The organism is Mycobacterium sp. 852014-50255_SCH5639931 (genome assembly GCF_001665605.1).
Lineage (GTDB): Bacteria > Actinomycetota > Actinomycetes > Mycobacteriales > Mycobacteriaceae > Mycobacterium > Mycobacterium paraffinicum.
In genome coordinates this window covers 33,588-46,964 of sequence record NZ_LZSV01000002.1, presented here as the reverse complement: position 1 = coordinate 46,964, position 13,377 = coordinate 33,588, and the positions used below count along the sequence as shown (strand labels likewise).

Below are 13,377 nucleotides of genomic sequence, written 5' to 3'. Positions count from 1 at the left end.
ATTGCCATTTCGGCCAAACGGCCCGCCAAACGAACGTGGCATGATGGCCCGCATGCCCGACTTCAGCCGCCGTGCCCTGCTGGGTCTCGGCGCCGGCGCCGCCGCGGGCGCAGCGGGCACGTATGCGCTCGACATCCTGTTCAAGCCCCGACCATCCCAGGCTATGCCGCTGTCAACGGCCGGCACCCAGGCGCCGCTGGCGCCGCCGCCGACCCCACCTCTCGAACCGGCTCCCCCGGGTCAGCCGGCGCCCACCATGGTGACGGGTTCCTTCGTATCGGCGGCGCGCGGCGGCATCAACACCAACTGGGCCATCGCACGACCGCCAGGCCAAACGAAGACGCTGCGACCGGTCATCGCGCTGCACGGCAAGGGCAGCGACGCATCCACGGTGATGGCCGGCGGCGTCGAACAGGGCCTGGCCCAGGCCGTCAACGCGGGCCTGCCGCCGTTTGCCGTGGTCGCCGTCGACGGTGGCGGCAGTTATTGGCACAAGAGAGCTTCCGGCGAGGACAGCGGGGCCATGGTGCTCGACGAGCTCATCCCGATGTTGAGTAGCCAAGGCCTGGACACCTCGCGGGTGGCGTTCTTGGGCTGGTCGATGGGCGGCTACGGCGCGTTGCTGCTGGGGGGCCGGCTGGGTCCGGCGCGCACCGCGGCGATTTGCGCTGTCAGTCCCGCACTGTGGCTTTCCTCCGGCGCGGCTGCGCCTGGCGCCTTCGACGGGCCCGACGACTTCGCGGCGAATTCGGTGTTCGGGATGCCTGCGCTGGGGTCGATTCCCATTCGGGTCGATTGCGGCGACGGCGATCCGTTTTACGCCGCGACCAAACAGTTCATCGCGCAACTGCCCCATCCGCCTGCGGGCGGTTTCTCGCCCGGCGGCCACAACGGGGAGTTCTGGAGTTCGCAGCTGCCCGCCGAGCTGACCTGGATGGCGCCGCTGCTGACGGCGTGAATGCGCTTGGCCATCGTGCGTCACGCGAGCGCGGCGCTGGGCACCGAGCGTCACGCCAGCGCTACGCTCGCGAAGGTGACGGCACCCTTCGATTGGGAGTTCCCTTACCCCTGGCCGCGAAAGCCCATGCTGGCGGACAACGTTGTGTGCACGTCGCAACCGCTGGCGGCCCAAGCGGGCCTTCGGATGCTCGCCGACGGAGGCAGCGCGGTGGATGCGGCCATCGCCACCGCGATCGCGCTCACGGTGGTGGAGCCCGTCTCCAACGGCATCGGCTCGGATGCCTTCGCCATCGTGTGGGACGGCCGGCGCTTGCACGGGCTGAATGCCTCTGGCCGTTCGCCCGCGGCCTGGACGCCGGAATACTTCGGCGGCAACGCCGTTCCGGTGGTCGGCTGGAACGCGGTCACCGTGCCCGGGGCGGTGTCGGCGTGGACCGAATTGCACGCCAAGTTCGGCAAGCTCCAGTTCGAAAAGCTCTTCGAGCCCGCAATCAGCTACGCCCGCAACGGGTTCCTGGTCTCACCGACCGTCGCGGAGCAATGGGCGGCGCAGATACCGCTGTTCGAAAGGCAGCCGGGCTTCGCCGCCGCCTTCATGCCCGCCGGGCGGGCGCCCAAACCCGGTGAGCGGTTCAGCTTCGCCGAACAGGCCGCCACGCTCGAGAAGATCGCCGCGACCAACGGCGACGCGTTCTACCGCGGAGAACTGGCCGCCCAACTCGAGGCGCACGCGCTGGCCAACGACGGCGTGATGCGCGCCAGCGACCTCGCCGCTCACCGCGCCGACTGGGTGGGCACCATCCGCGGCAGCTACCGCGGATACACCGTCCACGAGATCCCGCCCAACGGTCACGGGATCGTGGCCCTGATCGCCCTGGGAATCCTGCAGCACTTCGACATGGGCTCGTTCCCAGTCGATTCCGCCGACAGCGTGCACCTGCAGATCGAGGCGGTGAAGCTGGCCTTTGCCGACGCGCAGGCCTACGTCGCCGACATCGAGCACATGCCGGTCCGCCCGGAACACCTGCTGGACGCCGACTATCTGAGGCAACGCGCGGCCCTGATCGATCGCGCCCGGGCGAGGCCGGCGTCAGCGGGCGCTCCGAGTGGGGGAACCGTGTATCTGACCGCCGCCGACGCCGCGGGGATGATGGTGTCGATGATCCAGTCGAACTACATGGGATTCGGGTCCGGTGTCGTGGTGCCGGGCACCGGGATATCGCTTCAGAACCGCGGTGCGAATTTCGCTGCGGCCGAAGGACACCCGAACCGCGTGGGGCGGGCCAAACGGCCCTACCACACGATCATCCCGGGCTTTGTCACCAAAGACGGCGCCCCCGTGATGAGCTTCGGCGTGATGGGCGGAACGATGCAGCCACAGGGTCACACGCAGGTGATGGTGCGCATCGCCGACCATGGACAAAATCCGCAGGCCGCGTGTGACGGCCCTCGGTTCCGGTGGGTGCAAGGCATGCAGGTCAGCTGCGAGAAAGGCGTCCCGGCCGCGACGCTCGACGAGCTTCGCCGCCGCGGACATGACCTGGTTGCCGTGGACGACTACAACCAGTTCGGCAGCTGCCAGGCGATCTGGCGGCTCGACGGCGGCTACCTTGCGGCAAGCGATCCCCGCCGCGACGGCCAGGCCGCGGGTTTCTAGACGCTGATCTTGCCCTCGGCCGCCAACAGCGCGATGTCGCTTCGAAAATGGCTGCCCGGCAATCGAATCGACCGCATCAGCTCGTATGCCTGCGACCGCGCGGCGGCGAGGTCGGCGCCGGTGCCCACCACCGACAGCACGCGGCCGCCCGACGAGACCACCTCGCCGTCGTCGCGACGCGCCGTGCCCGCGTGCAGCACCCCCTCGGCTTCCGAGCCGGCGACGACGTCCCCGACGCGAGGGCGCCCGGGATAGTTCTCCGCCGCCAGCACCACCGTGACAGCCGCCCCCTCGTGCCAGCGCAGCTCGCCGAAGTCGGCCAGCTTGCCGGTGCCCGCCGCGTACAGCAGCTGCCCGAGCGGTGATTCCAGCAGCGCCAGCACGGCCTGGGTCTCCGGATCGCCGAACCGACAGTTGAATTCGACCACGGCCGGCCCGTTGGTGGTGATCGCCAGTCCGACGTACAACAAACCACAGAACGGGCTGCCACGCTGAACCATTTCCGCCGCAACGGGTTCGACGATATTGCCGACGATGTCCCGGTACACCCCGTCTGGAAGCCACGGAACCGGTGCGTAGGCGCCCATGCCGCCAGTGTTGGGTCCGCTATCGCCGTCGCCGACACGTTTGAAGTCCTGCGCCGGCAACAGCGGCACCACGGTATCGCCGTCGACGACACAGAACAGCGACACCTCCGGGCCGTCTAGATACGACTCCAGCAGCACCGGATGGCCCGCCTCGAGCAGTCCGGCGGCGTGCGCGCGGGCGACGCCGCGGTCCGCGGTCACCACTACGCCCTTGCCCGCGGCCAGCCGATCGTCCTTGACCACCCAGGCGGGGTCGCCCACCGGAGGCCCGAACCGATCCAGTGCGGCGTCCAAATGCGCCGGGCTGTCAACGGTTTCGCTGGCCGCGGTACGGACGCCGGCCGCGGCCATGACCTCCTTGGCGAACGCCTTGGAGCCTTCGATGCGGGCGGCGTCCTTGCTGGGCCCAAAGCAGACGATGCCGGCGGCTCGCAGCGCGTCGGCCACCCCCAGCACCAACGGCACCTCGGGACCGATCACCACCAGGTCGGCGCCGAGCTCGCGCGCCAGGGCGACGACGTCGGAATTCGACGTGATGTCGACGTCATGCTGCTCGGCCACGCGGGCGGTACCGGCGTTGCCGGGAGCGACGAATAGGCCCGTGACCTGGGGGTCTTTCCGAAGCGCCAGCAACAGCGCATGCTCTCGCGCACCCGAACCGATCACCAGAACTCGCACGACACGTCAGACTAGCTCAGGCGTTCAGACGATTCGCTCCAGCAGGTCTTTCAGCTCTTTTTGCTGCGCGGCAGTGAGGCGTCCGAGACGCTTGTCGAACTCGTCGGACAGCAGTGCCAACCCGTCAGTGGCGGCCTTCCGTCCGGCCGGAGTGAGCAGTAGTCGATGGCGCCGCAGATCGGAGGCGTCGATCTCACGACGCACGAATCCCGCGGCCTCCAGTCGTTTGAGGTAGACGGTGACCGTCGCTTTGGGCATGCTCAACGTCGCCGCCAGTTGGGCGGGGTAGGGATGCTCGTCGATCTCGGCGAGCAGGAACAGCTCCTTGGATTCGAGCCCCAGCGCGCAGATGTCGGGCTCGGAGCACGAGATCACCGACAGCAGCACGCGGTAGTTCAACGACCAGATCTTGGCCGCGTCGATCGCAGGCTTCGACTTGCCTGATCGTTCAGACATGAACTAGTTTAGGATGGAACAAACCCATAACCGAACAATTTACCAGAAGGCGGCCACTATGCCCCTGGATCAGTACGTGACACTCGGACGCTCCGGATTGCGCGTCAGCCCCTTGTGCCTGGGCGCCATGACGTTCGGCGAGGACCTCGGCTGGGGCACCAGTGTCGAAGAGTCCCAACAGATCATCGATCGGTACACCGAACTCGGCGGCAACTTCATCGACACCGCCAACTTCTACACCCGAAGCCATTCCGAGAAGATCATCGGCGACCACGTCGGGCGCAACGCCGCCCGCCGGGATCGATTGGTGATCGCCACCAAGTTCAGCGGCAACCTGTATCCCGGCGATCCCAACGGCGGGGGTTCGGGCCGTAAATCCCTGATCAACGCTTGCGACAACTCCCTGCGGCGTCTGCAGACCGACTACATCGACCTGTACTGGCTGCACATCTGGGACGCCAACACTCCGATCGACGAGACGATGGCGGCGCTCGACGACCTCGTCCGCGCCGGAAAGGTGCGCTACATCGGCGTTTCGGACACCCCGGCGTGGAAGATCGCCGAGGCTAACCTCATCGCCCGGTTCCGTGGCTGGTCGAGCTTCGTCGGCCTGCAGGCCGAGTACTCGCTCTTGGAACGCTCCATAGAACAGGAACTCGCCCCGATGGCAGCGGAGTTCGGCCTCGGCCTCACACCATGGTCGCCGCTGAAGAGCGGCGTGCTCAGCGGCAAGTACACCCGAGCCAATGCCGGTCAGCACGACGCCGATCGCGGCGCGATGGTCGACGCATTCCTCAACGACAAAACCTACGCGCTGATCGACGAACTCGAAGGCATCGCCAAGGCGCACGAGACGAACGTCGCCAGCGTCGCACTCGCCTGGGTGCTCGCGCAGCCCGCCGTCTCCTCGGTCATCATCGGCGCGCGCAGGCTCTCGCAGCTCGAGGACAACGTCCGCGCCGTCGATGTGCGGCTCAGCGCCGACGAACTGGGCCGGCTCGACTCGCTGACCAAGCCGAAATTCGGTTTCCCACACAACATGCTGGAAATGGCGCCGGGCATCATCAACGGTGGAACGTCGGTCAACGGCGGCTCCGCGCCGATCTCCGAGTACGTGATGCCCGAAGGTGGCCGGCCTTACTGACGTGTCGGGTCAGTCCTTGTCCCCGGAGTGCATCTTCAGGGCGGCGTCCACGTTGGCCTTCTTGTCCTCTCCGGCACCCTTCGCCGCGGCCTTCTTCCGCTTCGCGACGACGGCGTCGACGGCGCCGTTGAGCGCGGAACCGAGCGGGAAACCGAGATAGTGGGTGAGGAAGACGGCCATCTCCTTGAGCTCCGTCTCGGTGAGCTCCCCGTTGAGCAACGCGGCGTTGATCTGAATCTCGGCCAGGTCGCGGTTGCCGATCGCGGTCACCGCCGTCAACGTCATGATGCGCTTGTCGCGCATCGACAATCCGGGTCGCGTCCAGATGCTGCCGAACAAGTGGTCCACGGTCAGGTCGAAGTACGCGTCGCCCTCGATGTTGGGCATCTCCCAGCCGTAGACCTCGTTCATCTTTTCGAGGCCCTTGCGGCGAAGTTCGTCCATCACGCCTCTTTCTCTGTGTGTGGCACCCCGAGGCCGGCCGCCAGCCCCTGGTAGGCCAATCGGGCCAGCGGCAGATCCACCGACACCGCCTCGCCCAGGGCCAGCGCCAGGCTCAGGTCTTTCTCCCCCAGCCCCCGGGTGTGCATGAACGGCTGGTACAGGAAATGTTCCGGCTCAAGGTCTTTCATGTCATCGCGGACCATTATCGCCCCGGGCCCGCCGGTAAGGGCATCGGTATGACGCACCACCCGACCCAGCGCCTGCAGATCCAGGCCCGCCGCCTCCGCCAGTTTCATGGCTTCGCACGCCGCGACATACGAAGTGAACGTCAACATGTTGCGGGCCAGCTTCATTCGAGTCCCGGCGCCGGGCTCACCGGCGTGGATGACCACCGCCGCCCAGTGTTTGAACGCCGGCTTGATCCGCTCGTACACCTCCCGATCGGCCCCCACCATGGTGGCAAGCTCGCCCTTCGCGGCGGCCGCGGCGCCACCGCTGACCGGTGCGTCGACGATGTGGATGCCCTGCGGCTTGAGGTCACTGGCCAGTTCCGCAGCCGTGGTGTCGCTGATGGTCGAGTGGATCGCGATGACCGTTCCGGGCTTGGCGTGGGCGGCCAGCTCGCCGACGACCTCGCGCACCTGCGCATCGTCGAGGACGGTGACATGGATGATGTCGGCGGCGGCGACGTCGGCGACGCTGTCGGCCAGGCGGGCGCCCTTTTCGACAAGCGGCGTCATCGCCTCGGTCCGGATGTCGTAAACCGTCACCCCGCCGGGCCATTCGGTCATCTTCGTGGCCATCGGCGCACCCATGTTGCCCAGCCCGATGTAGCCAAGCCTCACGTGCTCACTCATATGCGCCGCTCCTCTCCCCCGCAAGCGGGAGATGCCCCCACATCGCTACGTCCCCCACAAGCGGGAGGTGCCCCCACTGCATCGTCGCCGGCACGAGTCATGATCGGATTATCTGCCCGCCGTCAACGTTGAAGATCTGCCCCGTGATCCACGACGCCTCATCCGAGAGCAAGAAAAGGCACATCCCGACCAGATCCTCGGGAGTCCCCATGCGCGACAAGGGAAGACCCTTGACGATGTCGGCGACCATCTCCTGCGGCGTGGTGGTCCGATTGGCCTCGGTGTCGATGGGCCCGGGCGCGATCGCGTTGATCCGGATGTTCTGGCCGCCCAACTCGCGGGACAACTGTTGGGTCAGGCCGTTCACCCCGACCTTGGCCAGGCCGTAGTAGTTCGAGTACAGCCACGCCGCCGTGGACGACTGGTTGACGATCGCCCCGCCGCCGCGCTTGGCCATCTTCTTGTAGACGGCGCGGGTGCACCACAAGGCGCCGTCGAGGTTGACGCTCATGAACTTCTTGTAGTACTCGGGGTCGATGGTGAGCAGGAAGTCCAGCTTCATGCCCCCGAAGATCGCGGCGTTATTGACCAGATAATCGATGCCGCCGAACTCGGCCAGCGCGCGGTCGGCCATCGCCTTCGCCGATGCCGGGTCGGACACATCGACCGGCACCGCCAGGGCCGTGCCGCCGTCGGCGACGATCTGCTTGGCCACCGCCTCGGCCGCCTCGGATTTGATGTCGGCCACGACAACCGCGGCGCCTTCACGTGCCAGCGCTTCGGCGTACGCCTGCCCGATGCCGCCGCCCGACCCGGTGACGATGGCGACCTTGTTCTCAAACCGCATGCTCTCGAGCTCCTCTAGTTAACCGCTGTCGCGATGGTCTTGATCTCCAGGTATTCCTCGAAACCGGCCAGGCCCATCTCTCGGCCGTTGCCGGACTGCTTGTAACCGCCGAATGGGGCGTCGGCCGAATACCACACGCCGCCATTGACATTGATGGTTCCCGCGCGAACCCGCGCGGCAACCCTCGCCGCCCGATCCGGGTCAGCTCCGAATACGGTGCCCGACAAGCCGTATGGCGAATCGTTGGCAATGCGCACCGCGTCGTCGTCGCCGTCGTGCGGAATCACCGTCAGGACCGGGCCGAAGATCTCCTCGCGCGCGCAGCGGGCGTCGTTGCCCAGCCCCGCGATGACGGTGGGCTCGATGAAGAAACCGACGTCACGGCCGGCCGGCCGGCCACCCCCGCAGGCGAATGTGCCGCCCTCGGCGATCGCCGAGTCGAGGTAGCCCTGGATCCGGTCCCGCTGACGCGCCGAAATCACTGGCCCGCAGATGGTTCCGGGCTCAGTGGGGTCGCCGGCCTTGATGCCGCCCATCGTCGCAGCCGCGATGGCGACGGCTTCGTCATACTTCGCGCGGGGCACCACCAATCGGGTGGTGATCGCGCATCCCTGGCCGGCGTGCATGCAGACCGAGAACCCTGCCACGCCCACGGCACCGCTCAGGTCGGCGTCGTCGAGGACGATGAACGCCGACTTGCCGCCGAGCTCGAGGAAGACCTTCTTGATGGTCGCGGCGCCGTCGGCCATCACGCTGCGACCGGTGGCCGTCGACCCGGTGAACGAAACCATGTCCACCCGAGGGTCTTTGGCCAACAGCGCACCCACTCCGTGGTCGCTGGAGGTGACGATGTTGATGACACCGGGCGGGAACTCGGTGTGCTCGGCGATGAGTTCGCCCAGCACGGCGGCGCACCAGGGGGTGTCGGGGGCGGGTTTGAGGACCACGGTGTTTCCGGCGGCCAGCGCGGGTCCGATCTTGGCGAGGTTGATCTGGTGGGGAAAGTTCCACGGCGTGATCGCCCCTACGACGCCGACGGCCTCACGCGCGATGGTGCGCCGGGTACGGATACCCATCGGCGACGCCTCGCCGAGATCCTGGTTGTAAACGTAGGATTCGGCGGTATCCGCCGCGAACGCCAGGTCGTTGACCGGGACTTCGAGCTGGGCGATGCTGGTGAGCATCCGCGGCGCGCCGACCTCGGCGATGGTCAGGTCCCGCAGTTCTTCGAGGTGCTGCTGCATCGCCCCGCGCAGTTGGCGCACGCACCGCACCCGCAGCTCGGTGTCGCGCGACCAGTCGGTGTCGTCGAAGGCGCGCCGCGCGGCGTCGATTGCGCGGCCCATGTCGTCGGCGCCGCCATCGGCCGCGGCTCCCAATACTTCCTCGGTCGCCGGGTTGATCGTCGGGAACGTGCCGGCGCTGCCGGGCGACATCTTCCCGTCGATGAAAAGTGCGCTCACGCCGTCGGCCAACAAGGCCATCTCCAGCTCCCGTCTCTGCGACCAATCGAGCACGCGAATTTCAATGGAGTTCAGTGGACAGTTGTCCGATATTATCCGATGGAACCATAGCCGTCCGGCTGTTGGCGGTGCAAGGGCCGATCTCGGCTGGTACGGCCATTCGACCGAAAACAGCACATTAACCCACATCTTTGCCGATCGGTCTTGCCTCCGGCTGAGTCGGTCCGATAGCTTGGACATGTGTCCAGCGATGCACTGGTGACGATCACGTCTCAGGCCGAGCACCAGACCGGCCGGCCCGCGCGAAACCGCCGCCAGGAAGAGACCTTCCGGAAGGTGCTCGCGGCGGGCATCGAGACGTTGCGCGAAAAGTCGTACGCCGACCTGACGGTGCGCGCGGTGGCGGCCCGCGCCAAAGTCGCCCCGGCCACGGCGTACACCTACTTCTCGTCGAAGAACCACCTGATCGCCGAGGTCTACCTGGACCTGGTGCGGCAGGTCCCCTACTTCACCGACGTCAACGACCCGATGCCCACCCGGGTGGAACAGGTGTTGCGCCACCTGGCCCTGGTGGTCGCCGATGAGCCAGAAGTCAGCGCCGCGTGCACGACGGCCTTGCTCAGCGGAGGCGCCGAGCCCGCGGTGAGGGCCGCACGCGACCGGATCGGCGCGGAAATCCACCGCCGCATCACGTCCGCGATTGGCCCCGACGCCGACCCCACCGCCGTGTCCGCGCTGGAGATGTCGTTCTTCGGGGCGCTCGTTCAGGCCGGCAGCGGCGAATTCACCTATCGCGAGATCGCCGACCGGCTGGCCTATGTGGTCAGGCTGATCCTCACCGGCGCCGGAGAGACGAGCCAGGAGATAAACACCGAATGACCATCCATGTTGGCGACCACGAGCTGGTCCTCGATCCGTACGACTACGACTTCCACGAGGACCCGTACCCGTACTACAAGCGCCTCCGCGATGAGGCCCCGCTGTATCGCAACGAGGACCTGAAGTTCTGGGCGTTGTCGCGGCACCAAGATGTGCTGCAGGGGTTCCGCAACAGCACCACGCTATCCAACAAGTACGGCGTCTCGCTGGATCCGGCATCGCGTGGCCCGCACGCGTCCAAGACGATGTCGTTTCTGGCGATGGACGATCCCGCCCATCTGCGTCTGCGGACGCTGGTGTCAAAAGGCTTCACACCGAGGAGGATTCGCGAACTCGAACCCCGGGTCACCGAGATCGCCACGCGGCACCTCGACACGATGCTGGAAAAGGCTAGTACTTCAGCGGACGGCACCGTCGATTATGTCGACGAGTTCGCCGGCAAGCTGCCCATGGACGTCATCTCCGAGTTGATGGGCGTTCCCGAGCCGGATCGCGATCAGGTCCGGGCCTGGGCCGATGGGGTGATGCACCGCGCGGAGGGCGTCACCGACGTGCCGCCGGAGGCCGTCGAGGCCTCCATCAACCTGATCGTCTACTACCAGGGGATGGTCGCCGAACGGCGCAAGAAGCTGACGGATGACCTGACCTCGGCGCTGCTGGGAGCCGAGATCGACGGCGACCGGCTCACGGACGAGGAAGTCCTCGGCTTCATGTTCCTGATGGTGATCGCCGGCAACGAGACGACCACCAAACTCCTTGCCAACGCCGCGTTTTGGGGCCACAAGAACCCCGATCAGCTGACTCCGGTCTACGCCGACTTGTCGCTGGTGCCGCTGTGGGTCGAGGAGACCCTGCGCTACGACACGTCCAGCCAGATCCTGGCCCGCACCGTGTCGGGGAAGCTCACCCTCTACGACACCACCATTCCCGAGGGCGACGTCTTGCTGCTGTTGCCCGGTTCCGGCCACCGCGACGAGCGGGTCTTCGACGATCCCGACGACTATCTGATCGGCCGCGAAATCGGGCCCAAATTATTGAGTTTCGGTAGTGGCGCACATTTCTGCCTGGGCGCGCATCTGGCGCGGATGGAAGCCCGGGTCGCGCTCACCGAGTTGTTCAAGCGAATCCGCGGATATGAGGTGGACGAGGCCAACGCCGTCCGCGTCCACTCCAGCAATGTCCGCGGATTCGCTCACCTACCAATGACCGTGGAGGTCCGCTGAATGCCCCGCTTTGACCCCCTGCCCGAACGCCGGCCGGCCATCGTGGCCGGCGCCTCGTCCGGCATCGGAGAGGCCACCGCCATCGAACTCGCGGCGCACGGCTTCCCGGTCGCGCTGGGCGCGCGCCGCGTCGAGAAGCTCAACGACATCGTCGGCAAGATCAACGCCGAAGGCGGCGAGGCGGTCGGATTCCACCTGGACGTCACCGATCCGAACTCGGTGAAATCCTTTGTCGCGCAGTCGGTCGACGCACTGGGCGACATCGAGGTGCTGGTGGCCGGCGCCGGTGACACGTACTTCGGCAAACTCGCCGAGATCACCACCGACGAGTTCGAGTCGCAACTGCAGATCCACCTCGTCGGTGCCAACCGGCTGGCCGCTGCGGTGTTGCCGGGAATGCTGGAGCGCCAGCGTGGCGATTTGATCTTCGTCGGCTCCGACGTGGCCCTGCGCCAGCGGCCGCACATGGGCGCCTACGGCGCGGCCAAGGCCGCTCTCGTGGCGATGGTCACCAACTTCCAGATGGAGCTCGAGGGCACCGGCGTGCGGGCCTCGATCGTGCACCCCGGCCCGACGAAGACCTCGATGGGCTGGAGCCTGCCGGCCGAGAAGATCGGCCCCGCACTGGAGGACTGGGCCAAGTGGGGCCAGGCGCGCCATGACTACTTCCTGCGGGCGGCGGACCTGGCGCGCGCCATCACGTTCGTCGCCGAGACACCGCGCGGTGGGTTCATCGCGAACATGGAGCTTCAGCCCGAAGCCCCGTTGGCCGACAAAAAAGATCGACAGAAGCTCGCACTCGGCGAGGAGGGGATGCCGTCATGACAACCACTGCGATTGTGCCGCGGGTTTCCGGCGGCGAGGAAGAGCACGGTCACCTCGAGGAATTCCGTACCGACCCAATCGGTCTGATGAAGCGCGTCCGGGACGAGTGCGGCGACGTCGGCTGGTTCCAGCTGGTCGACAAACACGTCATCCTGCTGTCCGGCGCGGGCGCAAACGAATTCTTCTTCCGCTCCGCGGACGAGGATCTGGACCAGGCCGAGGCCTACCCGTTCATGACGCCGATCTTCGGCAAGGGTGTGGTTTTCGACGCCAGCCCCGAGCGGCGCAAGGAGATGCTGCACAACTCGGCGTTGCGCGGCGAGCAGATGAAGGGCCACGCCAGCACCATCGAGGGCGAAGTCAAGAAGATGATCGCCAACTGGGGCGACGAGGGCGAGATCGAGCTGCTCGACTTCTTCGCGGAGCTGACCATCTACACCTCGACCGCCTGCCTGATCGGGTTGAAGTTCCGTGAACAGCTCGACCACCGGTTCGCGGAGTACTACCACGAGCTGGAACGCGGCACCGACCCGCTGTGCTACGTCGATCCCTACCTGCCGATCGAGAGCTTCAAACGACGTGACGAGGCGCGCGTCAAACTCGTTGCGCTGGTGCAGGAGATCATGGACCAGCGGCTGGCGAATCCGCCGAAGGACAAGGGCGACCGCGACATGCTCGACGTGCTGGTCTCGATCAAGGACGAAGGCGGCAATCCCCGGTTCTCGGCCGACGAGGTCACCGGCATGTTCATCTCGCTGATGTTCGCGGGGCACCACACCAGCTCGGGGACCTCGGCGTGGACGTTGATCGAGTTGATCCGCCACCCCGATGTGTACGCCGAGGTGCTCGCCGAGCTCGAGGAGCTCTACGCCGACGGCCAAGAGGTGAGTTTCCATGCGCTGCGGTCGATTCCGAAGCTGGATAACGTGGTCAAGGAGACCCTACGGCTGCACCCGCCGCTGATCATCTTGATGCGGGTGGCCCAGGGCGAGTTCGAGGTCGAGGGCTTCCCGATCCACAAGGGCGACTACGTCGCCGCGTCCCCGGCGATCAGCAACCGGATCCCCGAGGACTTCCCCGATCCGGATGCCTTCAAGCCTGACCGCTACAACAAGCCCGAGCAGGCCGACATCGTCAACCGGTGGACCTGGATTCCGTTCGGCGCGGGGCGACACCGGTGCGTCGGCGCCGCCTTCGCCCAGATGCAGATCAAGGCGATCTTCTCGGTTCTGCTGCGCGAGTACGAATTCGAGATGGCGCAGCCGGCCGACAGCTACCACAACGACCACTCCAAGATGGTCGTCCAGCTCGCCCGGCCGGCAAAAGTCCGCTATCGCAAGCGCCAGAAGTAGGTTCT

General features: G+C 66.6%; 13 protein-coding genes and 1 pseudogene. 7 read left to right on the top strand and 7 right to left on the bottom strand.

Features of this window, described 5'->3' with window-relative positions:
* Nucleotides 1-40: 40 nt before the first annotated feature.
* Both A5758_RS00650 and A5758_RS00645 read left to right on the top strand, forming a co-directional pair.
* Nucleotides 41-958 (top strand): alpha/beta hydrolase-fold protein, encoded by a 918-nt coding sequence (locus tag A5758_RS00650; RefSeq protein ID WP_067735140.1) that lies wholly within the window; start codon nucleotides 41-43, stop codon nucleotides 956-958.
* Nucleotides 959-1,033: 75 nt separating this feature from the next.
* Nucleotides 1,034-2,617: a gamma-glutamyltransferase family protein gene (locus A5758_RS00645; RefSeq protein WP_067736034.1), complete on the top strand. Its 1,584-nt coding sequence runs from the start codon at nucleotides 1,034-1,036 to the stop codon at nucleotides 2,615-2,617.
* On the opposite strand, the gene purD is transcribed toward A5758_RS00645, so the two are convergent.
* Together purD and A5758_RS00635 are read right to left on the bottom strand one after the other, a co-directional pair.
* Nucleotides 2,614-3,882, bottom strand: coding sequence for a phosphoribosylamine--glycine ligase (gene purD / locus A5758_RS00640; RefSeq protein WP_067735137.1), 1,269 nt, complete (start codon nucleotides 3,880-3,882; stop codon nucleotides 2,614-2,616). The two genes, A5758_RS00645 and purD, sit on opposite strands and share 4 nt — an antisense overlap.
* 24 nt (nucleotides 3,883-3,906) lie before the next feature.
* On the bottom strand, nucleotides 3,907-4,338 hold the full coding sequence (locus tag A5758_RS00635; RefSeq protein ID WP_231987192.1) for a MarR family winged helix-turn-helix transcriptional regulator: 432 nt from the start codon (nucleotides 4,336-4,338) through the stop codon (nucleotides 3,907-3,909).
* 58 nt (nucleotides 4,339-4,396) lie between these two features.
* Here A5758_RS00635 and A5758_RS00630 point away from each other — a divergent pair, with 58 nt between their 5' ends.
* The gene (locus A5758_RS00630) at nucleotides 4,397-5,482 is read left to right on the top strand and encodes an aldo/keto reductase (protein ID WP_067736028.1); all 1,086 of its coding nucleotides are present in this window, start codon (nucleotides 4,397-4,399) and stop codon (nucleotides 5,480-5,482) included.
* Between the two features lie 9 nt (nucleotides 5,483-5,491).
* On the opposite strand, the gene A5758_RS00625 is transcribed toward A5758_RS00630, so the two are convergent.
* From A5758_RS00625 to A5758_RS00610, 5 genes and pseudogenes are all read right to left on the bottom strand, one after another.
* Complete coding sequence (locus A5758_RS00625) at nucleotides 5,492-5,926, bottom strand: carboxymuconolactone decarboxylase family protein (protein WP_067203126.1); 435 nt, start codon at nucleotides 5,924-5,926, stop codon at nucleotides 5,492-5,494.
* Nucleotides 5,926-6,783 (bottom strand): NAD(P)-dependent oxidoreductase, encoded by an 858-nt coding sequence (locus A5758_RS00620; RefSeq protein ID WP_067735134.1) that lies wholly within the window; start codon nucleotides 6,781-6,783, stop codon nucleotides 5,926-5,928. The genes A5758_RS00625 and A5758_RS00620 overlap by 1 nt, the downstream gene beginning before the upstream one ends.
* A pseudogene (locus A5758_RS26425) lies at nucleotides 6,780-6,878 on the bottom strand (hypothetical protein); the annotation flags it as partial. The pseudogene A5758_RS26425 and the gene A5758_RS00620, both read right to left, overlap by 4 nt.
* A 2-nt stretch (nucleotides 6,879-6,880) precedes the next feature.
* Nucleotides 6,881-7,630 carry an SDR family oxidoreductase gene (locus A5758_RS00615; RefSeq protein ID WP_067203130.1) on the bottom strand — a complete coding sequence of 250 codons (750 nt, stop codon included), beginning with the start codon at nucleotides 7,628-7,630 and terminating at the stop codon, nucleotides 6,881-6,883.
* A 14-nt stretch (nucleotides 7,631-7,644) separates the two neighbouring features.
* Nucleotides 7,645-9,114: an aldehyde dehydrogenase gene (locus tag A5758_RS00610; protein ID WP_067735131.1), complete on the bottom strand. Its 1,470-nt coding sequence runs from the start codon at nucleotides 9,112-9,114 to the stop codon at nucleotides 7,645-7,647.
* A gap of 219 nt (nucleotides 9,115-9,333) precedes the next feature.
* Here A5758_RS00610 and A5758_RS00605 point away from each other — a divergent pair, with 219 nt between their 5' ends.
* From A5758_RS00605 to A5758_RS00590, 4 genes are read left to right on the top strand one after another with little or no spacing between them, the layout of a single operon-like run.
* Nucleotides 9,334-9,972 carry a TetR/AcrR family transcriptional regulator gene (locus A5758_RS00605; protein WP_067203137.1) on the top strand — a complete coding sequence of 213 codons (639 nt, stop codon included), beginning with the start codon at nucleotides 9,334-9,336 and terminating at the stop codon, nucleotides 9,970-9,972.
* The gene (locus A5758_RS00600; protein ID WP_067735128.1) at nucleotides 9,969-11,195 is read left to right on the top strand and encodes a cytochrome P450; all 1,227 of its coding nucleotides are present in this window, start codon (nucleotides 9,969-9,971) and stop codon (nucleotides 11,193-11,195) included. The genes A5758_RS00605 and A5758_RS00600 overlap by 4 nt, the downstream gene beginning before the upstream one ends.
* Nucleotides 11,196-12,020, top strand: a complete 825-nt coding sequence (locus tag A5758_RS00595; protein ID WP_067735125.1) for an SDR family oxidoreductase — start codon at nucleotides 11,196-11,198, stop codon at nucleotides 12,018-12,020.
* Nucleotides 12,017-13,372 carry a cytochrome P450 gene (locus A5758_RS00590; RefSeq protein WP_067735122.1) on the top strand — a complete coding sequence of 452 codons (1,356 nt, stop codon included), beginning with the start codon at nucleotides 12,017-12,019 and terminating at the stop codon, nucleotides 13,370-13,372. The genes A5758_RS00595 and A5758_RS00590 overlap by 4 nt, the downstream gene beginning before the upstream one ends.
* Nucleotides 13,373-13,377: the final 5 nt, after the last annotated feature.

What these genes read in the sequence shown, in the direction of transcription:
- A5758_RS00650 (WP_067735140.1), top strand. Translation starts at nt 41, where the DNA reads ATGATGGCCCGCATGCCCGACTTCAGCCGCCGTGCCCTGCTGGGTCTC.
- A5758_RS00635 (WP_231987192.1), bottom strand. Translation starts at nt 4,338, where the DNA reads ATGTCTGAACGATCAGGCAAGTCGAAGCCTGCGATCGACGCGGCCAAG.
- A5758_RS00630 (WP_067736028.1), top strand. Translation starts at nt 4,397, where the DNA reads ATGCCCCTGGATCAGTACGTGACACTCGGACGCTCCGGATTGCGCGTC.
- A5758_RS00625 (WP_067203126.1), bottom strand. Translation starts at nt 5,926, where the DNA reads ATGGACGAACTTCGCCGCAAGGGCCTCGAAAAGATGAACGAGGTCTAC.
- A5758_RS00620 (WP_067735134.1), bottom strand. Translation starts at nt 6,783, where the DNA reads ATGAGTGAGCACGTGAGGCTTGGCTACATCGGGCTGGGCAACATGGGT.
- A5758_RS00615 (WP_067203130.1), bottom strand. Translation starts at nt 7,630, where the DNA reads ATGCGGTTTGAGAACAAGGTCGCCATCGTCACCGGGTCGGGCGGCGGC.
- A5758_RS00610 (WP_067735131.1), bottom strand. Translation starts at nt 9,114, where the DNA reads ATGGCCTTGTTGGCCGACGGCGTGAGCGCACTTTTCATCGACGGGAAG.
- A5758_RS00600 (WP_067735128.1), top strand. Translation starts at nt 9,969, where the DNA reads ATGACCATCCATGTTGGCGACCACGAGCTGGTCCTCGATCCGTACGAC.
- A5758_RS00595 (WP_067735125.1), top strand. Translation starts at nt 11,196, where the DNA reads ATGCCCCGCTTTGACCCCCTGCCCGAACGCCGGCCGGCCATCGTGGCC.
- A5758_RS00590 (WP_067735122.1), top strand. Translation starts at nt 12,017, where the DNA reads ATGACAACCACTGCGATTGTGCCGCGGGTTTCCGGCGGCGAGGAAGAG.